This is a genomic window from Sphingomonas sp. CFBP 8765, assembly GCF_014841445.1.
In the GTDB taxonomy this organism is placed as follows: Bacteria; Pseudomonadota; Alphaproteobacteria; order Sphingomonadales; family Sphingomonadaceae; genus Sphingomonas; species Sphingomonas aerolata.
Map to the genome: position 1 here is coordinate 1 of NZ_JACYTY010000012.1, position 25,209 is coordinate 25,209.

A 25,209-nucleotide genomic window follows, 5' to 3' on the forward strand; every position below is an offset into this window, starting at 1 on the left:
TTTGGAGGATATCGTACACCTGCCGGTGCCCAATTTCCTTCACATAAGTGGACATTAAAGGGCCCTTCCCCGCCTCCCACTTTCGGCCATTCGTTCATTTGGTTGGACGGCAGTTTGTCGGTCCGGCCTTCTCGAACCTCCATTCCCAACCGGCAATACTGCCTTGCTGTAGTGTTGGAAGTTTCTGGTGATCGCATCAGCACGAACGCAGTCTTCCACCTGGCGAGATCAGGCAATCGGTGCACGGTGTGCCGGTAATACGCAGCGAGGGACAGGCTCGAAAGTCAACGTAAGGTTCACTTTCGATGCCCCCCGGCGAAGCCGGTTCCCGACTTGAATATGTCATGGCCACGGTACTTGGCAGGCCAGACGTGTGACTCTCTATCCGTCTAATACCCTACCGCGCTAGTTTAGGCGTCCTGATCAGTCTGAATATAGGTACTTCCAAGACATAGAGTTCGCCTAATCATAGCGTCCAACCGTCCCGGTATTGGCGGTCAAGAAATTGATTAGCCTCGGGAAGGTTGGTTATCCGTCCCGTCTGTCCGTTGTAGCGGATAGGCTGGCCAGCACGCATCGCGACCATGCCAAGCAGCATTGTCTCATTCAGCGTTACTGCGTCGCCAAAGGGAGAGGACGGCTTCACCTCGCCCTGAATGGCAGCGATCCAGTTCATCTCGTGTCCGTCGCGGCCACCGGCGATACGCGGCAGCGATTGCGGGATTACTGCGGCGCGCTCGGCGGCACCGTCGCCAAACACGATGGGCTTCTCGCCGTAAGTTTCGTGCATCAGCATGCCCTTCTCACCGATGTACAGGACACCGCCCCCAGGGGTCATCGTGACGCCCGTTGGCAATCCCGGCGGCGTTGGAGGCATCAGCCCGCCGTCATACCAAGTCAAGCGAAGCGGCCCGCCGGGCGCATCCCCAAAATCGAAATAGGTCACCCCCGCCAGCGGATAGCTGCCAAGCTCGACCGGCGGCTTGTCGTCCCACAGATCGTTGTCGCCGCCCCAGATCGAATGCCGGCTTTCTACCGCCGTCGGCACGCCCAGCGAGAGCGCCCAGACCGGAAAGTCGAGGAGGTGCGCCCCCATGTCGCCCAGCGCACCGATGCCGAACGGCACCCAGCCACGCCAGTTAAAATGGGCATAGTCGGGGTTGTAGCCCCATCCGACGGTCGCTGGCCCTAACCAGACGTCCCAGTCGAGACTTGCCGGCTTTGCGACGGGCGCAGGGCGGGCGATGCCTTGCGGCCAGACGGGCCGATTGGTCCAGGCATGAACCTCGCGTACGCGCCCGATCGCCTGTCCGCGGATCAGCTCGACCACGCGGCGGCCGTCGTCGCTCGAATGACCCTGGTTGCCCATCTGCGTCACCAACTTGGGCTTGGACGCGGCGAGATCGCGCAACACGCGCCCCTCGCGAACGGTGTAGGTCAACGGCTTCTGCACGTAGACGTGCATGCCGCGCTCCATCGCCATCTTCGCGGCGACGGCATGATGATGGTCCGGGGTCGCGATGAGAACCGCGTCGATATCGCGCTGTCGATCGAACATTTGCCGGTAGTCGCTGTAATGGGTCGCCCGGTCATAGGCGGCGCGCAGTGGCACCATCGTCGGCTTGGTCGCGCCGGTCGCCGTCACAAACGAACGGGCGACGTAATCGAAATCGACGTCGGCAACCGCCACGATGTTCTGGCTGGTGAGCTGACGCATGTTGTTCGCGCCCATGCCGCCCCCGCCGATCACGGCGATGTTGACCCGGTCGCTCGGTTTCAGTCGTCTTGCCCCGGCAACCGCCGGAAGAGTGAGTGCCGCGGCAGCGCCCAACATCGTGCGCCTCGAGACCGTTGTGAGTTTCACATTGCGCTCCTGTTTTGAATTGGCGCGCGACCCGTCATCCGCCCCTCTGCGCCCGCGACGCCCATTTGGACCAGACCGCCGGTGTCGCGAGCATCTTCATGTACACGCCGCCCACGACCGCGCGCGCCTGGAATCCAACCTGCGCGCCATCGATCGTTGCGTACCAATCGCCCAACGGCACCCGGCTAGGGGTTTCGAGCATATAACGATGCACCGGCGCGATCAGCTGCTCAAACCCCGATTGGTCGTCGGACAACGTCGCGCTCCATGTTATCCAGTCAAGCTTGGTATATGTCTTGCGACTGTCGAGTGGCACGCCGTACTTTTGCTGATGCTTAAGATAGAAGGCGACTTCCTGGCGCAGCAGTCCCTTAGGGAATACGTTACGGCCAAGCACCTTGTCCCATACCAAATTATACTTCTGGCTCCACGTACCCGGCCGATCGAAGGCGAGCTTGGTATGGTCGCCGTCCTGCGCCATCGCGACCCACCTTACTGCCATTTGCCGCGACAACGTGCGATACTGGGTTGCTTCGTCCTTCTTCCCCAGCAGGCGGGCAAGTTCGGCATAGCTGTCTAACGCGCTGATCGCCTTAATCGAAAGGTTGGTGTTGTGCGCGAGATGGCCGGCGAAGTCGTCGGTGCTCAGCTGGTTCTCGGGGTCTAGCCCCTTTTCGCGCAAGTACGTCGCCCAGCGTGTCAAAAGCGGCCAATAGTGTGCTGCGAAATCGGCATTGCCCCGGATCTTCGCCAGTGCGCCGATCATCAGTAGCATGTTGCCGCTTTCCTCGACCGGCATCTGGTCGTCCTCAGTCCGCTCCCCGCCCCCGTAGACCTGGCCGTTCGCTTGCGGATACGTCCCGATGTCATGCGGCGCGAACGAAAACCTCCACCGGGGCATCGACGCATAGTCGAGGATTGGGCGAAGCTGCGCCTCCAGCAGCGTGGGGTTGAACAGCAGGAAGAACGGCGACGTGGGATAGGTGATGTCGACCGTGGCGATGCAGCCATTGCTGAAATTCTCCTTGGAGAAATACAGCGGGCGGCCATCAATGTCGGCGACCAGTTTGTGCGCGGCCAGCGTCTGGCGATAGGCGACCACCGCGATTTCGGCATAGGCGCGACCACCAACCCGTTCCAGATCGGCGATGAGATCGCGATCAAACGCCTCGCCGCGCTTGCGCAATGCAGGCTCCTCCGCCTCCGCCCTGAGCAAAAGGTCCGCCATCGTCATCCCGTTGCGACGCCAGTAGGCGGGCATCCGGCGCTTGAAAAACTCGATCGCGTCGATGTCGTCATAGGCGAGCATCGCCCGCCGCATGTCCGCCGCCGCTCCGACATCGCCGAAATCCGCCAACATCGCCATTGCGGGACGATCCTGATGCGCGAGGCGCGGCATCGCAATGTCGTCCGCGACCGGCATCTTGCCGGTCTTAAGCAAAATGTCCCGCGCCCGCTCGCCGAGCGTCGCGGTGGTGGTCCCGGCCTGGCGCGGCACAGCCAGTTGCGCCCAGCCCCAGTCGATGCGCAGATTGTCGCCGACCTTCTGCAACACCTGCTGCGTGTTCGTGCCGATGTGCTGCACGGTCATGTCGCCGACCCGGCTGCTGCCCCAAACGACACTTTGCTGGTCGTTGTCCACCGCCAGTTGCGCACCTGCGTCAAAGTACAACTGGACCGCGTGGCGGCCACCGTCGGTCGCGCGGACTGTCCAGCTCAGATAAGTGACCGGCCGCGACAGCACGTCGAGATCGTCGGGTAGCGCGGGGGTGAAGAACGTCGCGGTCAACCGCACGCCGCCGCCGTCATATTCATAGGTGGTCCGCGTCGGCGTCAGCGCGCGCGACGTCTGCCGCATCGCATCGTCAGCCCCACCCCGCCCCATGAAGCGGAGCGCCTTGCCATCGACGCGGAGCCAGCCGGTCATCGGCTGGTCGGTCCCCGTCCAGTGTCGGGTCGATTGTTCGGTCGTTGTGTCGGCGAAGCTCCAGATGCTGAAATAGGGGTCGTGCGCAATCAACGGCGTTGCGGGGGTACGGGTCGTGACGGGTTCCTGCGCGCCGAGCGGTAGCGTGAACACCGCGCCGCCCAGCAGGGAAACTGTCATAGCGCGGAGCGCGATCGACTGAACTACGGACGTTTTCGGTATGGCGACCTTCATCAGATCACGGCGCGGAGCAGATGGGGTTTCGTACTTGCCAGATGCACCATCAGTTCGCCGAACAAACCGTTCGCCCACGCAAACCAGGGTCGCGTGAATTTGCTCGGATCGTCCTTATGGAAGGTTTCATGGATGAACCCGGTCCCGGCATCGGTGTCGCGGATCACCTTCAAGCATGCGCGGATCTGGGTGTCGTCGTTGCTCGAGAAGGCGCGGACGATCGTCGCCATCGGCCAGATCAGGTCGAAGCCTGCATGCGGCCCGCCAAGCCCTTCGCCCGCCTTGCCGCGGACAAACCACGGATTGCGCTCGCTCCACGCAGCCGCCTCGGTCCGCCGCCAGAGCGGATCGTCCGCGGGGGCGCACCCCAGGAACGACAGGCCGGACAGCGAAAGCTCGCAGCAATCGTCGAGGAAGAGTGCGTTGCCGAAGCCGTCGACCTCGAACGCCCAGACTTCGCTCCCGTCCGCCAGCCGCATCCTGCCATGCGCCGCGAGCGCCGCCTCGATCTCGGCGGCCAGCGTTGCCGCTTCCCGGGCAAGCTCTGCGTCACCGCGCGCGCCCTGCGCCACTTCGGCGAGTTCGCGCAGGGTCTTGGCAGCAAAGATGTTGGCGGGGATCAGGAAGGGAAGGATCGTGGCATCGTCCGATGGGCGAAAGCTCGAATGGATCAGACCGACCTTGCGAGTGGGATTGCCGACGCCCCACAATTGCGTCTCGGTCGGCTGGATATCACGACGCTGGAAACGGTATGGCCCGGCATCGGTCGTGCGCTGCTGCTCGCGAAAGGTGCGGATGATCGCGCGGGCGGACTGCGCCCATTCGGCGGTGAAGGGCGTACGATCACCGGTCGCCCGCCAATAGCTCGAGGCAAGCCGGAGGACGTAACACAGCGAGTCCACCTCCCATTTCCGCTCCGCCACGCCTGGCTTCATCGTCGTCTGGTCGTTCGCCGACGACGGCAGGTCGGACCGGCCTGCCGGGTCCTGCAAGAACGCGTTCGCATATGGATCGATAAGCACGCATCGGGCCTGACGAGCGATCAGACCGCGAAACAGCGCGGTGAGCGGCACGTCGCGCTTTGCCAGGTGGAGGAACGGCCTGAGCTGGGCGGAGGAATCGCGCAGCCAGAGACACGGTATGTCCCCCGTGATGACGAAGGCATCGTCCGCAGTCACCGACAGCACGGTAGTGTCCAGCGTGTTGGGATAACAATTCTCGAACATCCAAGCGAGTTTGGGGTCCGCTATCATTCGTCTGACCCGGCTAATCTCGCGCTCGACTGCGGGGCTGTGATATTTCCGATCCGCAGGCTTGGGACGTTGGGAGACGTGCATCGGACCGGCCGCTGCGGCAGGTTGCACTGCCAGCGCGGCGGTGGCGAGCAGCATCGTTCTGCGATCGATCAGCACGTCAGATCGCCTTCCGACGCGATTGTCCGAAAGAATGCGCGCATATCCCCTCCATTTCCGGTCGACCAAGCCAACCGTCTCGTTCGAGGCTGCGACTGTTGTAGGCTGCAGCCAAAGACCAACCAATGCGACCAGATAGGCAGCATCTGACCATACTCTGTCGCCCCGGATCCCAACCGTCAAGCAATCTTACACTTACTTGTTTTTTAATTGCAGGTTCATGTCCCCGGTGTCACATGAGGTGCGTAGCGAGAAGACTATGGGCGGGCGGGAGCGCTTGCCGAAACAGGGAGAGTTCCATGCCCATCAACCGACGCGATGTGCTGGCCGCCGCTGGCGCCGTGACAATTTCGACGATAGCCCCGCGACCTGCGCTTGCGGCGACCTTCGTCAGCAAACGACCGCCCGTGCGGAATCGGAAGTTCCTCAGCCGAGCCGTGGAGAGCGAATTGTCCCGGATCAAGGCGCGCATCGCCGACCCGGAAATCGCTTGGATGTTCGAGAATTGTTATCCCAACACGCTCGACACGACGGTGTTCGCAGGGTCAATCGAGGGCAGGCCGGACACCTTCGTCATCACCGGAGACATCGACGCAATGTGGCTGCGCGACAGTTCGGTACAGGTCGAGCCGTATACGCATCTGATGCGCGATGACCCCGCACTCCGCACGATGGTGCATGGCCTGATCCAGCGGCAGGCACGCTGCATCCTGATAGACCCCTACGCCAATGCCTTCGTCCGTGACCCCAATGCCAAATCGAACCTGGATTCCGCGACACTTGACGCGACCGAGATGAAGCCTGGCGTTGCACAGCGCAAATGGGAAATCGACTCGCTCTGCTACCCGATGCGGCTCGCGCATGATTACTGGCAGGTCACGCGGGACAAGACACCGTTCGACGCCATCTGGGCTAAGTCCGCCAAGCTGATCGTCAGCACCTTTCGCGAGCAGCAACGCAAGACCGGACCTGGCCCGTACACCTATCAACGGCTGACCAAGATCCCGACCGACAGCCTAATGCTCGACGGATATGGCCCCCCTTCCCGCAAGGTCGGGCTGATCCATTCGATGTTCCGACCGTCTGACGACGCCTGCGTGTACCCGTTCCTCGTACCCGCCAACCTGTTCGCCGTATCAAGCCTCCGCCAAATCGCCCGCGTCCATCGCGAGGCGCGCGGCGACAGTGCGGCGGCGAGCGATGCAGAGGCGCTGGCGAACGAAGTCGAGGCTGCCCTGCGCGCACATGCGATCGTACCCGATGGACAGGGCGGAAAGGTCTGGGCGTATGAGGTGGATGGGTTCGGCAATTGGCTGTTCGCCGACGATGCCGGGATCCCCAGTCTGTACGGACTGCCGCTGATCGAGGCCGCTGATGCGCGGGATCCACTGTATCGGCGAACCGCTGCGCTCGCCTGGAGTCCGCGCAATCCGTTTTTCGTGCAAGGCAAGGCAGCTAGTGGCATTGGCAGTCCGCACATGGGATTGGACAAGGTCTGGCCAATGGCGATCATTGCGCGCGCAATGGTGTCGACGGATGAAGGCGTGATCCGCGCGTGCCTGCGCGACCTTAAAGCGACACATGCGGGTACGGGCTTCATGCACGAATCTTTCGACAAGGACGATCCGGCCAAATTTACCCGTCCCTGGTTCGCCTGGGTCAACGGCATGTTCGGGATGATGATCGCCGAACTAGCGAAGAAGCATCCGAAACTGCTGGAGGAGCAGTATTAGACCCGGGGTCACTCGGCCGGCGACTGAAAGACGAGATCGTTGAACGGCAGGATCGAAGCGCCGATCGCGGGAGCGTCGGCTGCGAGTTGCGCGGTCAAGACCGGAACCGACGGCACGATTTGATCGTCGATGCTGCTGACCCTCAGCGCAACCGCCTCCGCCAGCTCGTCGATGAGCGGCCGCGGCAGCCTGCCCCCGATCACAATCGCGCCGGGATCGATCAGGCAGTTTATAGTGCCGATCGGTTGCGCCAGCGCGTCGGCGGCCCGTTCGATCCACGCCCTTACAAGTTCAAGGACAACGGGCCCGCTAGTCATCAGGTCGGTTGGCGCGATGTTCGTGAAGTCCTGCGTGACGAGGTCCGCACGCAAGGCGGAGAGCGACGCGATCGACTGTAGCGAATTTCCATCGCCGTCGTTTAGAAAGCCGATGCGTCCGGCGCGGCCAGTCGCGCCCTGGTAATAGCTTCCATCCACCACCATCCCGCCGCCAAGGCCTGCGGAAAGCAGGATGTAGAAGAAGCTGCGGTGAATCAGGCCGCTGCCAAATCGCGCCTCGCCGATCGCAGCCGCCGCCGCATCGTTTTCGATCAGGATTGGCCACGGCCCCAGTCCGCCAAATAATGCGGTGAGATCCACCGTGTCCCATTGCGCATATTCCGCAGGGCGCCCGGGCAAGTCGACGCGGCCCAACCCGCCGGGAAGCGCCACGCCGAGCCCGATTATGCGATCTGGCAACACCAGTTTCTGCGCAAGCAGCTCGTCAACCCTGTCGCGGAGAAACGCTAGAACCTCTTGGGGAGACGCGTAGTCGATTTCCTGCGTGTAGCCAGCGCGTACCGCACCGGTCAGGTCCAGCGCGACGACGCTCACGTGATCACGATCGATGTTCACGCCCAAGCTGAAGCAGCCGTCCGGATCAACAGCCAGCCGGATCGCGGGCATTCCCCGAACGCCCGTACGCCGCCCCTTTTCGAAGATGAAGTTCCGGTCGAAGAGCCTCTGCGTGATGTTGGCGATCGCAGCGGCAGAGAGTCCAGTCTGCTTGGCGAGTTCCAGCCTTGTGCATTCGCCCGCGCGCTGGATCGCCTCCAGCACAACTCGTTCGTTTCTTGCACCCGCACGAGACGGATTGGTCCCGTGCAGCGCCGGTCCCTGCTGTCGAATGCCATCGTCAATCATCAGCGGGCGTCGCATGCCATGGTCTATCCTTCAATGCCGGCGGAAACGGCGAGAGCCTCGCTTGGTTACTCCACCTGTCTGTAATGGAGAAGCGCCAGCGGGCCGGCTGCTCAGCGTCTGGGGCGTACCAGACGCTAGTCCTCTTTAATTATCTACCTAGTTTCTTTTTAATTGACTGTGGCATCCGGTTGTTCGAAAGTTGCCTGCAATAGATGCCAACCGTCGCAACTCAGAGCGGTGACGGGATCGGTACGAGGACGCACGAGTAGGGAGGAGGTTCGTCGACGCAGACGCCCCCCCGTTTGAGAGGAGAGGCTGATGGGCACAGGACCAGTACGTACGACGTTGATGTCTGTCGTCGTCGCCGTTTCCCTTTCCGGCCTGCTGTTCGGCTTCGATACCGCGGTCATCTCGGGCGTGACGGATGCGCTTCGCCTCCATTATGATCTATCGGCCGCCGCGCTTGGCATAACGGTTTCCTCCGCGCTGGTGGGCACGATGCTCGGCGCAGCCACAGCCGGTATTCTAGGCGATCGGCGCGGCGCGCGGTCCGGCCTGCGTTGGGCCGCGGCCCTGTACCTGATCTCCGGGCTCGGCTGTGCGCTGGCATGGGGATGGTTTTCGCTGCTCGCCTTCCGGATTATGGCTGGTATCGCGATCGGAGTGTCATCGGTGCTCGCGCCGATCTATCTCGCCGAGATTGCGCCTGCCGCGCGTCGGGGTGCGATCGTCGGTGGCTTTCAAGTCAGCATCGTGATCGGCATCTTGCTCGCGTATGTCTGCAATGCCGCGGTCGATGCCTTAATTTCAAACCCCACGATAGCGTGGCGGTGGAAGCTGGGCTGCACCGCACTGCCGGCAGCGATCTTCCAGTTTCTGATGGTCCGGGTGCCGGACAGCCCGCGCTGGCTGACGATGCGCGGTCGTACGGACGAAGCCACGGCTGCTTCGCTGAGCCTCTATGGTCACGCGCCGATCCAAGAGGAGATCGTTTCCGCCGTTTCGCATGGCACGGTTTCGCTTGCCTCTCTGTGGACGGAAGCGCGCCGCCCCATGATCCTCGCGATCGTCATCGGCGCGCTCAATCAGCTGACCGGAATCAACGCTATCCTTTACTATCTGAACGACATCTTCGCCGCAGCCGGCTTCGCGCAAGTGTCTGCGAACCTGCAGGCGATTGCGGTCGGAGTGGCGAACCTGATCTTTACCATCGTCGGCATGACGCTGATCGACCGGGTCGGGCGCCGACCGCTGCTCCTTGTCGGCGGCGCTGCTATGGCAGTCCTGTTGACGGTCGCGACCGCGATCATGCTCGGGATGTTGCCGAAATTTTTGATGGTTGGTGTCCTTGTCTGCTTCATCGCGGCGTTTGCGACGTCGCAGGGTGCGGTGATCTGGGTCTATATGAGCGAAATCTTCCCCGCGCGCTTTCGTGCCGCAGGACAGGCGCTCGGTGCCGGAACGGTCTGGCTGTTCGATGCGCTGGTATCGGCGGTGTTCCCGGTCGCCGCCGCCATGTCACCCGCGATCCCATTCGCCCTCTTCGCGGTCTGCATGGTGGTGCAGTGCATCCTCGTCTTCCAGCTGTTCCCCGAGACCAAAAAAGCGTCGCTCGAAGAGATCGAACGTCGAATGCTGGGCGCGCGCCAAGGCCCGGCCCAATGAACCGCTATCTTGCGATCGACGTCGGCGGCTCGCACATTGCGTGTGCGCGAGTCCGTAGCGGCGTGGTGGAACGGCGGGCACAGCTGGCGGTCTCCGAAGCGCCCACCCTGCAGACGGTACTGCCCGAGCTCGAAACCATTCTCGTCGATCTGCGCCGCGGGGAAGACGTGACGGGCGTCACTGTAGCCTTCCCCGGTCTCATCGACCCTCGGTCGGGCGCGGTCGTCTCGACGCCAGCGGGAAAATATGAGGATGCGGTCGGCTTCGACTTCGTCGGCTGGGCGAAGGCAGCCCTTGGCCTGCCGATCATGCTGGACGTCGACGGTCGCATGGCGCTGCTCGGCGAGCGACGCTACGGCGCCCTGCTCGGTCGCGACGACGCGGTTCTGCTGGGTCTGGGGACCGGCATCGGATCCGCGGCGCTGATGGGGGGCGCGATCGTGCGGGGCCGGACTGGTCACGCATCGGTGCTTGCGGGGCATCTGACGATCGACACTAATGGACCGCTCTGTCGCTGCGGGAATATCGGCTGCGCCGAAGCGATCGCCTCGACTTGGACTCTTCCCCGCCTCATAGCCGCGCTGCCCACGCATGGTCGTCTCCATGAGCTTACGAAGCCGGACCTGAAGAACCTGTTCGACCTGGCGCGAGCGGGCGACCAGGACGCCTGTTCGATCCGCTCGACCTGCCTCACGGCCTGGGCGACCGTCGCGCTTAATCTCGTCACATCCTACGACGCTTCGTACGTTCTCATCACCGGCGGGGCGGCTGCGGCACCCGAAGTGGCGCCATTCATCCAGGAGCATCTCCGTCGCCACGTCTGGTGTCTGGGTGCGCCGCCGGTCGTGGTGCGGGGGGCGCTCGGGTCCGACGCAGCGCTGCTTGCCGCCACCCCCCTTTGGGAGGACCGCAATGGCCATCTATGACAAGCAGCCCGTCGTGCACATTGGCGGCGACCCGCAGGCATGCGCCGTTGGATGGCCAGACATCGTTTCACGCCTTCCCGATACCGGCGATCTGAGCGTCGAATGCTATCCCGGCGCGCCAGTGGACCAGATCGTCGCCGCGATGCGGGCGGCCTATCCCGACGCCCAGGTCGTCGATACCGCAACCCTGTTCAAGCCGACGGAGGTGATCGACGATTGGATCGCCGCACACCTCGGCGGCGATCCCGTCTTCGCGCGTTTTGAGACCGTCGGGATCGACGCTTTCCTCAGTGTCGCCGCGGTCGCGGCCTGGCGGTCCGCCCGAGTGACCGATGCGCGCACGATAGTGGTCGGCCCGGGTGCCGCGACGATCCTTCCGACCTCCAATGCGTCGATCTACGTCTCGATGGCACGGTGGGAATTGCAGCAGCGCCAGCGCCGTGGGCACATCGGCAATCTTGGCAGTTGCAACCGTGGAACACGGGCCGCCGATTTGTATCGCCGGGCCTTTTTCGTCGACTGGCGCGTCGGAGACGAGATCAAGTACGATCTGCTGCCCCTCACGCAGTTCGTGATCGAGATGAACGGTCCTGAGCCCAAGATGGTCAGTACCGCGACCTACCTCCTCGCACTTGATCTCGCGGTCCACCGTCCCATTCGCGTCGTGCCCTTCTTCGACGCAGGTCCGTGGGGTGGTCAATGGATGCGAAAGCAGTTCGATCTTCCAGACGGTCCGCCCAACTACGCCTGGTGCTTCGACTGCGTGCCGGAGGAGAACAGTCTGCTGCTTGGCTTCGGCGATCGTCGGTTCGAGATTCCGGCGCTCGATCTCGTCCGGCTTCGACCTGAGATGCTACTCGGGCCCACCATCATGTCGCGCTTCGGCGCAGAGTTCCCGATCCGTTTCGACATGCTGGACACGATGGGCGGCGGGAACCTGTCGCTACAGGTCCATCCTCAGCACGACTATGCGCGCGACGCCTTCAACCTGCGCTACACGCAGGACGAGAGCTATTATATGCTCGATGCAGGCGACGATGCGGTCGTTTATCTCGGATTGACGGACACCGCCGATCCTGCGGTGTTCGCCGAGACGTTCGCCGCAGGCCAGAATGGTGGCCCTGCCCCCGACGTGGACGCCTTCGTGAACCGGATCCCCGCGCGGAAGCACGATCATTTCCTTATCCCCGCGGGAACCGTACATTGCTCCGGCAGCAATGCGATGGTGCTGGAGATCAGCGCGACCCCGTACATCTTCACCTTCAAATTGTGGGACTGGGAGCGGCTAGGGCTCGACGGTCGACCGCGGCCGATACACCTGAAGCACGGTCTGGCGAACATCGACTGGTCGCGGCGCGAGGACTTCACGCGCGATGAGCTCGTCAACCAGATCACCACGGTTGCAGAAGGCCCAGACTGGACGCGGGAGCGGACCGGATTGCACCGGCTCGAATTCATCGAGACCGAGCGGATCTGGTTCGCGTCCGCCGTCGATCTCGACACCCAGCGGAACCTCAACGTCCTGAACCTTGTCGCGGGCACCGCCGCGGTCATCGAGTCCCCGACCGGATCCTTCGCGCCGTACGAAGTCCATTACGCCGAAACCTTCATCGTGCCGGCCGAAATCGGCGCTTATCGACTGCGGTCGCTCGATGGAGACGGCGGCCGTTGCGCCGTGATGCGGGCATACGTCCGAACCGACGACGAAATCACCGACAATACAAAACAATAACGACACAGGGAGAGAATAAATGACAGCACCCGACCGACTGGTCGTTTCTTCCATCGCGCTGGCCGCAGCGTCCTTATGGAGCACCGGAAGCGCCGCGCAGACGGCACCCGCATCCACTTCGCAACCCGCGGCGCAAGCCGACGCAACTCCTGCAGAAGCCGGCCCCCCAGCTGCGGCAGACGGCGCGGTAGCCGCGCAACCCGCATCCGCGGACATCGTCGTCACCGGCTTGCGACGCAGCCTCCAGTCGGCCCAGGCGCTGAAACGCGATTCCGACCAGATCGTCGATGCGGTCGTTGCCGAGGACATCGGCAAGCTTCCCGACAATAACGCATCCGAGGCGCTGGCGCGTATAACCGGCGTTCAGGTCAACCGCAGCAGTGACGAAGCCGGCGGCGTGCAGGTTCGCGGGCTTCCGAACCTCACAACGACCTTTAACGGGCGCGAGATGTTCACCGCCGAGCAACGCAACGTCGCGCTGCAGGACTTTCCGGCGGGCGCACTTGCGGGTCTCGAGGTCTACAAGACGACCAGCGCGGATCAGATCGAGGGCGGCATCGCCGGCCTGATCAACGTGCGGTCGCGGCGTCCATTCGATTTTGCCGGGTTCCAGATCGCGGGTGCGGTACGGGGCACTTATGGCGATCAGGCGAAGAAGTACGATCCCAATATCAACGTGCTGGTCACGGACCGCTGGAACACCGGCATCGGGCAGATCGGCGCACTGGTGAACGTATCGTATACGCAGCTCAATTATCTGACGTCTTCTCGCTACATCAACGGCAACGTCGTCTCGCCGAACGCCGCCCAGAGCGTTGCGGGTCCACGAGACTTCGTGCTGCCCGAGTCCGCCGGCGTCTATTACGACCGTGGCAAGCGCTGGCGGCCGTCCGTCAACGGTTCGCTGCAATGGCGTCCGAGCGACAACCTCGAATTCTACATCGATGGCCTGTTTCAGGGCGCCCGGACTGATGTCGCCAACGATTTCGCCGGCCTCAACCTAGTCAGCGACAACCCTGCGCTGAGCAACATCGTTCGCAACCCGGATGCTCCGGGCACTTTGAACAGTGTCACGGCAACGCCCGACTTCGCGAACGGCAAGAACATCGACTTCTCGCGCAGCACGCGTGCCGGCCGCACCAACGCGTACCAAGGCGCGATCGGCGGTTCGTGGAAGACCGAGCGCGCCACGATTACCACGGACTTTGCCTATACGGATTCGAAGGCGGAATATACCGACTATAACTTCGACTATGCCCCGGCGGCGGCTCAGGCAGCGTCGATCGTGTTCGACGTCGGCGGCAAGGACGGCGGACCCGCGCTTGGACTTCCCGGCTTTGATGCGAACAACGCGGGCAACTATATCCTGCGCGGCATTTACGATCGACGTTCGCTCGCGACCGGCAAGGGCATCCAGTGGCGTACCGACCTGAAGCTGCAGACCGAACTGCCGATCATCAAGCAGATCGACGTCGGTTTCCGCTATACCGATCGTGACGCCCGGCTTCGCAGCGGTGGACGATATGCAACACTCCGTCCGCTCGCACTGCCGCTTACCTCGGTCCCGGGCAGTGACAACGGTCAGCCGATCGATGTCGGCTTCCACGGCGGGCAGGCGCCAGCTTTAAACCAATGGTATGCGCCCACACGAAACGGCATCGTCGGCAACATCGAAGCGTTGCGTGATCTCGCCCGCTCCGGTCTCGCACAGATCGGGACGCCGGCCGCACTTGCCGAACTAGCGCAATGGGGATCGGCGATCCCGGCATTCGTCCAGAACGAGCAGCTCGACGCCGTCGAGCGGTCCTACGCCTTTTACGGCCAATTCCACTACGGCTTCAACGTGGGCAACGTTCCTATCGACGGCGTGATTGGCACGCGCTTGGTCAACACCAAAGCTAATTTGACCGGCAATGCGCTGGTCGGCGGCACCCTGGTTACCACAACCTCGCGCCAGAACTACCTGGACGTGCTGCCGAGCGCCTCGTTCCGCGCCAAGTTCTTGGACAATTTGCAATTGCGCCTGTCCGCGACGGAAACTCGGACGCGTCCGGAGTATGGCCAGCTCAATCCGGCGATCACGATCGGCAACCCCAACGGCACACCGCCGATTACCGGCAACAGCGGGAACATCAACCTTCAGCCAATTCAGTCAAAGAACTATGACGCTTCGCTGGAATGGTATTTTACCAAGACCGGCTCGCTAACCGGCGCGATCTTCCGGCGCGACGTGAAGGGGTTCATCACCAACCTCAACGTTCCAACGGTCGTCGACCCCTATGGCCAGATCGTCGTCAACCGGCCGGAAAACGGCGGTAGCGGCAGGCTCCAGGGCGTCGAGGTCGCGTTCCAGACCTTTTTCGATTTCCTGCCTGGCTGGCTCAGCGGATTCGGAACGCAGCTCAACGGCACTTATATCGACGCGTCGCAGGCGCTACCGGTGTCGCTCGGTGCCACAGGTCAAAACAGCGACATACCCGGCGTCTCAAAGTGGAGCTACAACGCGGTCGGCATTTACGAGAAGGGTCTGGTTTCCGCACGGCTAGCGTATAACTGGCGATCGCGGGTGACGAACTTCTTCGCCACCGACCAGCTAGGGCAGCTGATCGGCGCCGAGTTCAACCGCCCGATCGAACGGCTTGATTTCTCCTTGTCGGTTGCCGCAATCGAAGCCGTGACTTTGACGTTCGACGTCAGCAACATTACCGGTTCGCCCTATCGCGCCTTGCGTGCAGTTCCAGGGCTGGAGAATGCCAACTACCCACGCGATGTCCGGTACGAAAGCCGCGTCTTCGCCCTGGGCGCACGGTTCCGTTTCTGATGACGGAGCAACGCGTCTCGCGTCGGACTCTTCTTGGCATTACGGTGGGTTTATCGGCCACCGTCGTCGCCAATGCGGCTGCCGGTCAGCGTGGTCCCGGCAACGACGGGGCCACGTTCGACAGAGCCCTGGCGTGGCATGCCGCGCTTGAGCGCTGCTTCGCCGTGGCGGATGGAACCGGGCTGTACCGGGAATACCATCCGCCGGAGCCACAGGACGAGCCATATTCTACGGAATGGCCCTTCTCCCAAGCGCACATCGCCTTGCTCGATCTTGCGATGATCCACGGTACGACGGGACGGCGGTTCGCCCCCGCACTGGCGAAGGTCCGCGCCGCTCAAGGCCGTTACTGGTCGAAGACATCGACGACGGGGCGCGCTGGCCATCTGGCCAAGGTGCTACCGCCGCTCGGTCACGGAGACGATCTTTATTACGACGACAACGAATGGGTCGGCCTAGCCGAAATTCAGTACCATTTGTTCCGGCGTGACCCGGTTTCGCTACGCAACGCACGCGATATCTTCGAACTGATCCGGTCCGGTTGGTCCAACGACAAATCCCTAGCGTCGCCCGGCGGCGTGCGCTGGACGCAGAAAAAGGACAATGGCGATCGCAACACTGTGTCCAACATGCCGGCCGCAGAGATGGGCGTGCGGCTGTACATGATAACCGGCGATCGCAGTTATCTCGACGACGCTCTGCGTTTCTATCACTGGACCAACGCGACGCTGCAACAGCCAGACGGCCTGTACGCCGATCACCTCAAGACAAACGGTCTGGTCGAGAAACGCGTCTGGAGCTACAATCAGGGCGTGCCTGTCGGCGTCAACGTCCTGCTCTGGCGCGCGACGCACAAACCGGAATATCTCGCGGCGGCTAGACGGATAGCCGCGGTAAGTCATACTCATCTGGTCACGGGCAGCCGCATCGACAATCAGCCCCCGCCGTTTAACGCAATTTATTTTAAGAACCTCTTGTTGTTAGAGCACGAAATCGGCGGAAGGCGGTACCGCGAGGCAATGCGCGCATACGCAGACCGGATGTGGCACATCAACCGCAACAAAGAGGGTCTCGTTCATTTCCCCGGCCGTCGCTCCGAACTAATTGATACCGCTGCATTGGTACAAGTCGAGGCTGTGCTGCAGTGGAATCCACTAGATTTGTCTTTGCTCTATTAAGCTGTAAAACTCTCGCCACTTCGCGACCCGAAAACACTGCGCATATACCCCAACACAATTCCCTAATTGACCCACTTCCGGTCATTCGTGTGCCCCCTTGAGCTGCCCAATATCTGCCGCTCGTTCATGTGAACGGACCGACCGGTCAGCCGATCTCAGTCAGTTGAGAATGGCGAAAGCATCGAAGGGGGTAGCCTGATTGAATCTGATGCGGCGGTGGCGCCCGGGCGACCCTTTATTCGGAAATGAAGGCTGCGAAGGTACGAGTCATCTCTGATGAGCGCGCGCAACGCGAGATAAATGATCGTGCAGGACGTCGAGGTATTTAGTGGCCCCGTGCGCATCAAACGCTGCGATGGGCATGTTCGATTTTGCGCAGTTGTGTTTCGGGCAGGCGATGACGATGTTGTGTAGGTCGTTACCGCCCTTCGAGGCACGAGGCTTGACGTGGTCGCGATGGACGGAGCTGATTGGAATCCCGGTGTCGCAGTACCAGCACTTACCAGGATGTTCGCGGTGGGCTAACTGGATCGCCTTCAACGCACCGCCCTCCCCTAGATGCCGCCCATCTAAGGCGTATACGTCGTACAGGTGCACACCTTGAGCGTCAGTCCGCTTGTAGCGGAGGAGGTTGTAAGGAGGCTCGTCCAGCGGGTGGGCGAAGAGCAGTTGCAGGCGGTCCATCGGTGAAATCGACATCGTGCCTTACTGCAGCGGCTGGGGTAAATATCCTGTTAAGTAAGCCAACCCTTGAAGGCGCGAGCGAAGCCGACAAGAGTTATACCCATTCAAGTCATGTTGATGCTGGCTAATTTGAAGGCTGAGCGTGGGCCGAAGAGCAGTTTTGGCTTTGGTACGCTAGTGTGCCAAAGCTCTGTGCCGAGTTCCTGCCGACCCACAAGTGGAAATTCAGCCACCCCTTCCCGCTCCCCAACTTTGGACGTTCGTTCATCGTCGCGAATAATCAGCCTGATACCCCGGCCATCCACTGACGAATGTCGTGCTCTGGACAAAGTCGACCACTATGGCATCTTTGGTTCGCCGTATTGATCCGGTACGCGCAGTGCAAAGAAAACGGTTTCCGCCTCACTTCTGGTTAGGCGATGATGGTGGTTAGATTAACGTCATCATCAAAGACATTGGTTGGGCAGGAACGGAAAATGAGGCTTATTGGTCAACGCTGGGAATTCCAGATCGGTAACACCATGGTCGAGGTGGATAACGCGTACAGCTGGACACTGTGGGGACAAGAACGCCTGCTAGTGAACGGAGAGCAAGTTCACGCCAGCAACGGCAGGATGCGGTTTTCACAGAAATACCGCGAGCCGTGGCTCACGCCGTTCGGCGATGGTGAATTAAAGGTCTGGCTAAGAAGCACCGCCACCCAAATACGGTGCAGCGCGTCTCTAGACGGTGAGGAAGTACCGGTGACTGCCATGTATGCCACCAACTGGCAGGGACCGGCAGGTAGCTGGCCGACAGAAGACAAGTGGGAGAAGCCGCTGCCGGGGGTCGGTTTGGCAGCGAACTAAAGCGATCGGAATGAAAAGTCGCTTTTATGGAATGGCTTCGCAGTCGTACCTCTAACGTTCGGATGTGGGCGCGATCAGACGTCAATTTGAGCTGAGCTCGTGCTTTCGACTATCACATCTCCGGCATGACTGTGGCTCCCACGATCCACAAGCCGACATTCGTAGGCTCTTGTCGGCTACCCAATATCGGCCAATCATTCATCAGATCGATGCGCCGCACCTGCAGGCCAATCCGTTACACAGGCGGCTGGAAGCGCTCACCGATGGGCTAGGGATTTCCGGATCGCGCATCGCACGAGCGGGAACGAAGTTGAGCGCGAGGAAGGCGATCCCGGCGCCGGCCATGATCGCGCCTGCCCATAGGATCGGCCCGAAGATCCATCCTCGGGCAAGAAGCGCGGGCGCGACGCTTACAACCAGCGAAAGCCAGCCGCCGGTCCGCAACATTTTACACCGCGCTGCCTGCGGACATGCCCCGAACCGACGGCGATGATGCGCCTCGGTCGCCAGGCCAAGCAGGAAGAACGCGGCGCTGGCGAGCAGGAGTGACAGGATGCTCATTCGGCGGCCTCCGGAACCCTAGAGGCGGTGGCGGTTCTAGCCCTGCGAACGCGCTTTGCAACGGGGCGATGGTGCGCGACGCGGCGGGCAAGCAGCAGAAACGCTATTCCGAAGACCAAGATCGCCGCATCGATGCCGGCGATCATCAGGTCGCCTATCGCCAGCGACGCGAACAGCCCGCGATCGGTCGCGACGACGTCGTACATTGGCAACGCGACGAGCAGCACGCCGGTCACCGCGAATAGCGAAGGCCAAACGCACGCCGGCCTGACGACGAAGGCCATCAGTGCCGCGGCAGCCCAGGCGATGAACAGCATGTGCATCTCCCAATCGGCGCGTCCGCGAAGTGCTACCGGGAGTAGGCGGTTGGCCCAGAAGAAGCACGTGATCCCGAGCGGGAGACCGCCGATCACCGCGACGTTGAGCCGCTCGACGAGGCGGAACCCGAGATGCGGCCGGGTCGGATCGGGTAGGCGCTCGCGACGTTTGACGGTCCATAGCACGAGACCGCTCGCGACCATCAGCGTGCCCGCGATCCCGCACAGGAAATAAAGCCAGCGCCCTCCGTTACCCGCAAACCGTCCGGCATGAAGCCCGATCATCGCACCGGCAGTCTCGGCCGCCACACCCGGTGGCGGCGAGCGCCACACGAGGAGCCCGGTCACGCCGTCATAGGTCAGACGCGGTGTCCGCGACGACAGCATCGAACTGGCGCTCTGACTGACCGACACGCGCGCAGCGGCGTCGCCGGGATCACTGACTTCAATGAAGCTGGCGGGGGCAGCGAGGCGGCGCTCGGCATCGGCGGCAATCAGTCGCAGGTCGATCAGCGGTGCGGGACGACCGGTCCGCTCGACCACCGAAGCGGTCGGAAACAGCGTCGCGAACACGGTATTCTGATCGTTATAATTGGCGACGACCGCCCACGGTATCAGCAGCGTCATCAACGTGACCAGCCCGGTATAGGTGATCATCAGATGGAACGGCAGCGCCAGCACCGCGGTCGCGTTATGTCCGTCGAGCCAGGATCGCTGGCCCTTGGCACGTCGCAGCGTGAAGAAGTCTTTGAAGATCTTCTTGTGCGTGACGATCCCGCTGACGATCGCGACCAGCATCATCATAGTTGCGAATCCGACCAACCACCGTGCCCAGATCACCGGCATGTAATGGAGATCGAAGTGGAAGCGGTAAAAGAAATCCCCGCCCCGCGTCTCGCGCGCCTGCGCGACCTGTCCGTCGGCGCCGATCAGCGCCTGCGTGTCGCCGCGCCCTCGCCTGCCCCGCCTGCCCCGCCTGCCATGCTCTTCGCCGGGCTTCGGCTGCGGCACCCAGAAGACCTGCGCACCGGGCGATCGTTCCGTCGCTACCGGGATGATCCAGCTCTTCGCATCGGGCGCTTTGCGAGCAAGGAACGCTTGCGACCCTGCCAGCACGCGCATCGGCTGTTCGACGCGCGCGATCTTGGGCCGCATCCAGCGGTTGAGACCCTCGCGCCAGAACGCGATCGTGCCGGCGACAAAGACGAGGAACAGGATCCAGCCGAGCAGCAATCCGGACCAGGTGTGCAGGAACGCCTGCGACTGACGGAAGCCCTTGCTCATACCCGCCCCGTCGCGTCGATCGATATCCACGTGATTGTGGCCGCAACCGCCGCTGCGAGGCCGAGTGTCCAGATCGCGCGCCAGCCGCTACGGGCCGCGAACGCCCACATCGCCGCAAGCGCGCACAAGGCGAGCGCGATCAGCGAGGCGGTGACGGTCGCCTCGGCACGATCCCCCGGCAGCAGCCGCGCAAGCGCCATCGCCCACAGGCTCGCAGTTGCATAAGCGAGCGGCACGGAGGCGACGACGCGCAGCGCGATGTCGCCGCGCCGCGCCCAGCGCGCACGGGCATGCGCATCGCCCGCCGTCATTCGAAGCTGTACCGAAGCGTCGCGAACGCGGTGCGCGGGCTGCCGTAGTAGTTGCCGCGGCCGGTGGCGGCGATGCGCGCGTAATAGCTCTTGTCGAGTACGTTCGCGACGTTGACCGAGACACCCACCCGCTCGTTGAACTTATAGCCTGCGCGCAGGTCGAGCACCGCATAGCTTGGCTGGCGGACGATGGTGGACCGGGTGCGCAGCGTACCGTCGGCGTTGAACACCGCCGCATTGCCGCCATAGGTCGAACTGAACCACGTCACGCTGCCGCCAAGGCTCGCGCCTGCCAGTGGCCCATCGACCGGGGCGTAGTTGGTGAACGCCTTAACCATGTGCTTCGGCACGATCGGTACCAGTGGCAGCCCCTCGAACGCAGTGGTCTGGTCCTCCAGATACTCAGTCTTGGTGTAGGTATAGCCGCCATTGATCCGCCAGCCGGGCAGGATCTCGCCGGTCGCCTCGGCCTCGATACCGCGCGAGCGGACCTTGCCGGTCTGAAGCACGACGGTCTGAATGTCGGGATCGTTGAACAACCGGTTGGTCTGTGTGATCTGGTACGCCGCCGCGGACAGCAGCAGGCGATCGTTCATCAGCGAAAGCTTGGTGCCTGCCTCATATTGCGCTCCGACCAGCGGCTCGATCTGCTGCCCGTCGGGACGTGCCCGGCCGACCGGTGCCGCCTGCGGCGTGAAGCTGTCGGCATAGCTCGCATAGAGATTGAGATGCGACGTTACGGCCCAGACAATACCGGCATAGGGCGTGAAGCGGTTGTCGATCCCGTAGCGGGTCGACGGTGGCAAGACACCGCTTGGTGTCAGCAACGTGGTCGTCGTGGTATCCCACCATGTCACGCGCCCGCCACCGATGAGCGTCAGGCCGGCGAGCGGGCTCAGCCGCATCTGCCCGTAGATGCCGTACTGCTCGACGTCGGTCGAGGAACCGCCGTAGGCCTGCAGCACGCAATTGGCGGGCGCGGGTGTGATCGTGGTGCTGGAACTGGGACAGGTCGCTCCCGTCCCCTGCACCGGATAATAGGGCGAGGCGCCATACGGGTTCAGGGGCGGCTCGAACGGCGACACCGGGTTGTACACGTCGATCCGCGCATAATTGGACAACCGCGTGAAATACGACGTGCCCGAACTCGCCTGATAATCGGTGCCGAGGATCAGCGTCTGGTCGCGCCCGAACAGCGGGAAGCTGCCAATGCCGTTGAAATCGAACGAGCGCGTCTGCTGCTTGCTGTCGCCGCGATAGGCGATGTGGCTGGTCGAGCCATTGGTCGCGGTGACCGGCTGGTTGCCGATATAGCTGTAGATGTCGACGCGATCGACGTCGGTGAACAGGCCGGTCGCGCGCAACGTCCAGCGATCGCTGATCTTGTGCGCGAGTTCGGCGAACCCGGTCCAGGTCTCGGCGTTGAACCGGTTCCAGTCGGCACCGAGATAGGTCGATCGCTTCACGTCGAGCAACTTGCCGTCGCTGCCGTCCGCGCTGCCGATGATGCCCGGCAGGCCCGACTGCACCGCCGGGCGGAAGCGATCGTAATAGCCGCCGACGGTCAGCGTTGTGCGCTCGCCGATCTCGAGCGAAACGACCGCGAACCCGCCAATGCGGTTGCGGTGCGCGGTTGCGAAGAACTGATTCTGGTCCTGTGCCATCGCACCGAACCGCAACCCCGCCTTGGTGCCGATTGGCGTCGAGACGTCGAGCTCGAAGCGTAGATTGTCGTAGCTGCCGGCACCGGCGCTAGCCTGCATCTTGAACGCGTCGAGCGGTCGCTTTCGCACCATGTTAATGCTGCCCGCCGGATTGCCCGAACCGCTGAACAAACCTGCCGGGCCGCGCAGTACTTCCAGCCGGTCGTAGAAGAACAAGTCCGGCACGGCGGACGGGAAGTTGAACGCAAAACTCGGGACGCCGTCGATCAGGTAATTGGTGATCGCGAACCCGCGCGAGAAGAACGACGGATCCTCGCTGCCAACGCCATTGACGGTGATGCCATTGGTCGCGGTCAGAGCGTCTTCCAGCGTGAACAGGTTCTGCGCCTCGATCTGATCGCGATCGATCACGGTAACGGTGTTCGGCGTGTCCTTGAGCGGCGTCACGGTCTTGCCGACCGCACGACCATAGCTTTTGCCGATGACCATGATTTCGTCGGACTTCTGCGCGTCGTCCGATCCGGTGGACGTTTCTACGGTCGTTGGCTCCTCAGCTGGAGCTGGCAAAGGCGCCCCGACAAACGCTGCGCTTGCCAGCAATATACTCGAAAAACTCATACTGAACCCCCGTTATCGGAAGGGCTCTATGTCATATGCTGTTGCGAGTCACTAGCAATATAACGGTTTTGTCATGATCGTTGAGACGGGCGCGCGCAGGCGCACGTTTAACCTATTGGGATTCGCAAAAAATATCATGTCGTACGAGGCTTATGGTTCGCCGGCCGCGCTTGTTGATTTCAGCGCGTGATGGAAAGCAATTCGACCCAAAATCGGCCACTCAGGTCCATTTGGTAGCTTCCCGTAACCGGACATACGTTCATCGCGGTCCGACGAGCTGATCGTATCGGCGAACCCGTCGTTTGGGGCGTGCCCGCTACGGCACCGGCACGCCCAAGCACTCACATGTCCGCTGCGGTCAGGCGTACGATCACCTCATTGATGTCGACACCCTCCGGCTGCTCAATGGCATAGCGAACGGCTCGCGCGATCGCATCCGGCCTCAGCGACTTCTTCCGCCATCCGGTCAGTGCCGCCGCAACCTCAGGATCGGTGATGTCATGACCCAGCTCGGTGGCAACTACGCCCGGCGAGATTAACGTCGAACGGACGTCGTCATGCTCCTGCCGCAGGCCCTCGGTAATGGCGCGCACAGCATGCTTGGTGGCGCAATAAACCGCAGCGGTCGGCATCACCATGTGCGCCGCGACCGAGGCGACATTGACGACATGGCCGCTCCGCTGAACCACGAACCGCGGCAGGACCGCAGCGATGCCATTGAGGACGCCGTGGATGTTGACGTCGACCATCCGCTTCCACTCGTCGCGCTTCAGCGCAGCAAGCGGCGAGAGCGGCATCACGCCCGCATTGTTGACCAGCACGTCAACACGTCCGAAGCGCGCTTCAGCGGCCTCTGCGAACGCGTCGAAATCGATGCCGTCGGTGACGTCGAGTTCGCGCCAGGCGACGGTCTCGCCCAGTTCCTCCGCCAGTGCCTTCAGACGCTCTCCGCGACGCGCGCCGATGAACAGCCGGGCGCCGGCCGCAGCAAGTTCGCGCGCAGTTGCCTCGCCAATCCCACTCGACGCGCCGGTGATGAGGACGACCTTGTCAATATTCCCTGCCATGATGCAGCCCTTCCGTTGTGGTGATGGGACGCAGATGGGCCATCGCCCGTGTCGGGCGGTAGAGCGATCCCCCGAATGGCTTGCACGATCCTCCAGAGTTAACGTCGGGTGCTTGCCCACGACGCGCGAGTAGGAGAAGGACCGTCGACATGGACCGGATCGCTGAACTCTCCGCCCTCATCGACCGACACGTCGTGGGCACTGGCATTTGCAGCACGGCGATGCCGCATGTATCGCTGATCCGGGCCGATGCGCCGAGCACCCCCACGCCCGCTGTCTATGAGGCCTCCCTTTGCCTGACAGCCCAGGGGTCGAAGCGGGTATCGATTGGAGAGCACAGCGTCGTCTATGACGCGGCGCATTACCTCTTGGTCTCGGTAGACTTGCCACTGATCGGTCATGTACTCGATGCGAGCCCCGAACGACCTTATCTCTGCTGTAAGATCGATCTCGATGCCGCGATGCTGGCCGATCTCATGGCAAGCGAAGGCGGCGGGATGGCCCGTACGGATTTGCCGGTGCTCGGCGTCTACCCAGGCGATCCCGACCTGATTGACGCGGCATGCCGGCTGGTCGGGCTGCTCGACCGACCCGACACGATCCGCGCGCTCGCACCACTGATCGAGCGCGAGATCCTCTATCGTCTGCTCACCGGGCCGCACGGTCCGATGCTTCGTCACGTCGCAACCGCTGGCAGCCATCTCAATCAGGTCAGCCGTGCGATCGCCGCAATCCGCCGGCGTTTCGACGCGCCGATCCGCATCGATGATGTCGCAGCCGAGGCAGGCATGAGCTCCTCCTCGCTCCACGTGCACTTCAAGGCGATTACCCGCATGACGCCGCTGGAGTATCAAAAACAGCTGCGGTTGCAGGAGGCCAGACGCCTGATGCTGGCGGAGGGTGCCACGGCGAGCACGGCAGGCTTTGCCGTCGGCTATGAGAGCCCATCGCAATTCAGCCGCGAATACAGGCGACTGTTCGGAGCGCCTCCACGTGCCGACATCGAACGGCTCCACGCTGAGCCAGCAGCCGCCATGGCGCTGTGACAATGGCTTGGGTCGCGACCGGTTCTGCAAAATGCTGTGTCAGCTGATGCTGGGACGAAGACCCAGTTCCGGACGTTCGTGGCCTTTTTTCGGCTTCCCGCTTTCTGCCATCCATTCATATTAGCAGCGGAGAAGG

18 protein-coding genes are annotated in these 25,209 nt (G+C 62.5%); 8 read left to right on the forward strand and 10 right to left on the reverse strand.

What is annotated here, in order from left to right; all coding sequences use genetic code 11:
* Positions 1–466: 466 nt before the first annotated feature.
* The 3 genes from IFT87_RS18850 to IFT87_RS18860 are packed head-to-tail and all read right to left on the reverse strand — an operon-like array spanning position 467 to position 5,434.
* Positions 467–1,864, reverse strand: a complete 1,398-nt coding sequence (locus IFT87_RS18850; RefSeq protein ID WP_206757239.1) for a Gfo/Idh/MocA family oxidoreductase — start codon at positions 1,862–1,864, stop codon at positions 467–469.
* A gap of 34 nt (positions 1,865–1,898) precedes the next feature.
* On the reverse strand, positions 1,899–3,971 hold the full coding sequence (locus tag IFT87_RS18855) for a glutaminase family protein (RefSeq protein ID WP_192191610.1): 2,073 nt from the start codon (positions 3,969–3,971) through the stop codon (positions 1,899–1,901).
* Between the two features lie 53 nt (positions 3,972–4,024).
* Positions 4,025–5,434 (reverse strand): glycoside hydrolase family 125 protein, encoded by a 1,410-nt coding sequence (locus IFT87_RS18860; RefSeq protein WP_244650434.1) that lies wholly within the window; start codon positions 5,432–5,434, stop codon positions 4,025–4,027.
* Positions 5,435–5,736: 302 nt separating this feature from the next.
* Here IFT87_RS18860 and IFT87_RS18865 point away from each other — a divergent pair, with 302 nt between their 5' ends.
* Complete coding sequence (locus tag IFT87_RS18865) at positions 5,737–7,170, forward strand: glycoside hydrolase family 125 protein (RefSeq protein WP_192191611.1); 1,434 nt, start codon at positions 5,737–5,739, stop codon at positions 7,168–7,170.
* An 8-nt stretch (positions 7,171–7,178) separates the two neighbouring features.
* On the opposite strand, the gene IFT87_RS18870 is transcribed toward IFT87_RS18865, so the two are convergent.
* Entirely contained in the window at positions 7,179–8,366 is a 1,188-nt protein-coding gene (locus IFT87_RS18870) for an ROK family transcriptional regulator (RefSeq protein WP_192191612.1), read from the reverse strand.
* A gap of 303 nt (positions 8,367–8,669) precedes the next feature.
* Here IFT87_RS18870 and IFT87_RS18875 point away from each other — a divergent pair, with 303 nt between their 5' ends.
* The 5 genes from IFT87_RS18875 to IFT87_RS18895 are packed head-to-tail and all read left to right on the forward strand — an operon-like array spanning position 8,670 to position 16,673.
* The gene (locus IFT87_RS18875) at positions 8,670–10,016 is read left to right on the forward strand and encodes a sugar porter family MFS transporter (protein WP_249403460.1); all 1,347 of its coding nucleotides are present in this window, start codon (positions 8,670–8,672) and stop codon (positions 10,014–10,016) included.
* Positions 10,013–10,942: an ROK family protein gene (locus IFT87_RS18880; RefSeq protein ID WP_192099590.1), complete on the forward strand. Its 930-nt coding sequence runs from the start codon at positions 10,013–10,015 to the stop codon at positions 10,940–10,942. Before IFT87_RS18875 ends, IFT87_RS18880 begins: the two co-directional genes overlap by 4 nt.
* A complete protein-coding gene (locus IFT87_RS18885) occupies positions 10,848–12,674 on the forward strand; it encodes a class I mannose-6-phosphate isomerase (RefSeq protein WP_197975366.1) in 1,827 nt (608 codons plus the stop codon). The genes IFT87_RS18880 and IFT87_RS18885 overlap by 95 nt, the downstream gene beginning before the upstream one ends.
* Positions 12,675–12,693: 19 nt before the next feature.
* Complete coding sequence (locus IFT87_RS18890) at positions 12,694–15,495, forward strand: TonB-dependent receptor (RefSeq protein WP_192191613.1); 2,802 nt, start codon at positions 12,694–12,696, stop codon at positions 15,493–15,495.
* Positions 15,495–16,673 carry a glycoside hydrolase family 76 protein gene (locus tag IFT87_RS18895; RefSeq protein WP_192191614.1) on the forward strand — a complete coding sequence of 393 codons (1,179 nt, stop codon included), beginning with the start codon at positions 15,495–15,497 and terminating at the stop codon, positions 16,671–16,673. The genes IFT87_RS18890 and IFT87_RS18895 overlap by 1 nt, the downstream gene beginning before the upstream one ends.
* 267 nt (positions 16,674–16,940) lie before the next feature.
* Here IFT87_RS18895 and IFT87_RS18900 read toward each other — a convergent pair whose 3' ends face one another.
* Positions 16,941–17,357 carry an HNH endonuclease gene (locus IFT87_RS18900; RefSeq protein ID WP_192191615.1) on the reverse strand — a complete coding sequence of 139 codons (417 nt, stop codon included), beginning with the start codon at positions 17,355–17,357 and terminating at the stop codon, positions 16,941–16,943.
* Positions 17,358–17,833: 476 nt separating this feature from the next.
* On the opposite strand from IFT87_RS18900, the gene IFT87_RS18905 reads away from it, so the two are divergent.
* On the forward strand, positions 17,834–18,205 hold the full coding sequence (locus tag IFT87_RS18905; RefSeq protein WP_192191616.1) for a hypothetical protein: 372 nt from the start codon (positions 17,834–17,836) through the stop codon (positions 18,203–18,205).
* Positions 18,206–18,406: 201 nt separating this feature from the next.
* Here IFT87_RS18905 and IFT87_RS18910 read toward each other — a convergent pair whose 3' ends face one another.
* The 5 genes from IFT87_RS18910 to IFT87_RS18930 form a co-directional block, all read right to left on the reverse strand.
* Positions 18,407–18,766 carry a DUF3325 domain-containing protein gene (locus IFT87_RS18910; RefSeq protein WP_051916716.1) on the reverse strand — a complete coding sequence of 120 codons (360 nt, stop codon included), beginning with the start codon at positions 18,764–18,766 and terminating at the stop codon, positions 18,407–18,409.
* Entirely contained in the window at positions 18,763–20,367 is a 1,605-nt protein-coding gene (locus IFT87_RS18915; protein ID WP_192191617.1) for a PepSY-associated TM helix domain-containing protein, read from the reverse strand. Before IFT87_RS18915 ends, IFT87_RS18910 begins: the two co-directional genes overlap by 4 nt.
* Positions 20,364–20,678, reverse strand: coding sequence for a hypothetical protein (locus IFT87_RS18920; protein WP_192191618.1), 315 nt, complete (start codon positions 20,676–20,678; stop codon positions 20,364–20,366). The genes IFT87_RS18915 and IFT87_RS18920 overlap by 4 nt, the downstream gene beginning before the upstream one ends.
* Positions 20,675–22,831 (reverse strand): TonB-dependent siderophore receptor, encoded by a 2,157-nt coding sequence (locus tag IFT87_RS18925; RefSeq protein ID WP_249403461.1) that lies wholly within the window; start codon positions 22,829–22,831, stop codon positions 20,675–20,677. Before IFT87_RS18925 ends, IFT87_RS18920 begins: the two co-directional genes overlap by 4 nt.
* A gap of 470 nt (positions 22,832–23,301) precedes the next feature.
* Positions 23,302–24,027 (reverse strand): SDR family oxidoreductase, encoded by a 726-nt coding sequence (locus tag IFT87_RS18930; RefSeq protein ID WP_192191619.1) that lies wholly within the window; start codon positions 24,025–24,027, stop codon positions 23,302–23,304.
* A 149-nt stretch (positions 24,028–24,176) separates the two neighbouring features.
* On the opposite strand from IFT87_RS18930, the gene IFT87_RS18935 reads away from it, so the two are divergent.
* Positions 24,177–25,073, forward strand: coding sequence for an AraC family transcriptional regulator (locus IFT87_RS18935; protein WP_192191620.1), 897 nt, complete (start codon positions 24,177–24,179; stop codon positions 25,071–25,073).
* Positions 25,074–25,209 lie beyond the last annotated feature (136 nt).

Excerpts from the sequence above, each read along its gene's own strand:
- IFT87_RS18930 (WP_192191619.1), bottom strand. The coding sequence starts at position 24,027 with ATGGCAGGGAATATTGACAAGGTCGTCCTCATCACCGGCGCGTCGAGT.
- IFT87_RS18890 (WP_192191613.1), top strand. The coding sequence starts at position 12,694 with ATGACAGCACCCGACCGACTGGTCGTTTCTTCCATCGCGCTGGCCGCA.
- IFT87_RS18905 (WP_192191616.1), top strand. The coding sequence starts at position 17,834 with ATGAGGCTTATTGGTCAACGCTGGGAATTCCAGATCGGTAACACCATG.
- IFT87_RS18895 (WP_192191614.1), top strand. The coding sequence starts at position 15,495 with ATGACGGAGCAACGCGTCTCGCGTCGGACTCTTCTTGGCATTACGGTG.
- IFT87_RS18865 (WP_192191611.1), top strand. The coding sequence starts at position 5,737 with ATGCCCATCAACCGACGCGATGTGCTGGCCGCCGCTGGCGCCGTGACA.
- IFT87_RS18935 (WP_192191620.1), top strand. The coding sequence starts at position 24,177 with ATGGACCGGATCGCTGAACTCTCCGCCCTCATCGACCGACACGTCGTG.
- IFT87_RS18870 (WP_192191612.1), bottom strand. The coding sequence starts at position 8,366 with ATGCGACGCCCGCTGATGATTGACGATGGCATTCGACAGCAGGGACCG.
- IFT87_RS18880 (WP_192099590.1), top strand. The coding sequence starts at position 10,013 with ATGAACCGCTATCTTGCGATCGACGTCGGCGGCTCGCACATTGCGTGT.
- IFT87_RS18900 (WP_192191615.1), bottom strand. The coding sequence starts at position 17,357 with ATGGACCGCCTGCAACTGCTCTTCGCCCACCCGCTGGACGAGCCTCCT.
- IFT87_RS18875 (WP_249403460.1), top strand. The coding sequence starts at position 8,670 with ATGGGCACAGGACCAGTACGTACGACGTTGATGTCTGTCGTCGTCGCC.
- IFT87_RS18855 (WP_192191610.1), bottom strand. The coding sequence starts at position 3,971 with ATGACAGTTTCCCTGCTGGGCGGCGCGGTGTTCACGCTACCGCTCGGC.
- IFT87_RS18910 (WP_051916716.1), bottom strand. The coding sequence starts at position 18,766 with ATGAGCATCCTGTCACTCCTGCTCGCCAGCGCCGCGTTCTTCCTGCTT.
- IFT87_RS18920 (WP_192191618.1), bottom strand. The coding sequence starts at position 20,678 with ATGACGGCGGGCGATGCGCATGCCCGTGCGCGCTGGGCGCGGCGCGGC.
- IFT87_RS18915 (WP_192191617.1), bottom strand. The coding sequence starts at position 20,367 with ATGAGCAAGGGCTTCCGTCAGTCGCAGGCGTTCCTGCACACCTGGTCC.
- IFT87_RS18925 (WP_249403461.1), bottom strand. The coding sequence starts at position 22,831 with ATGGTCATCGGCAAAAGCTATGGTCGTGCGGTCGGCAAGACCGTGACG.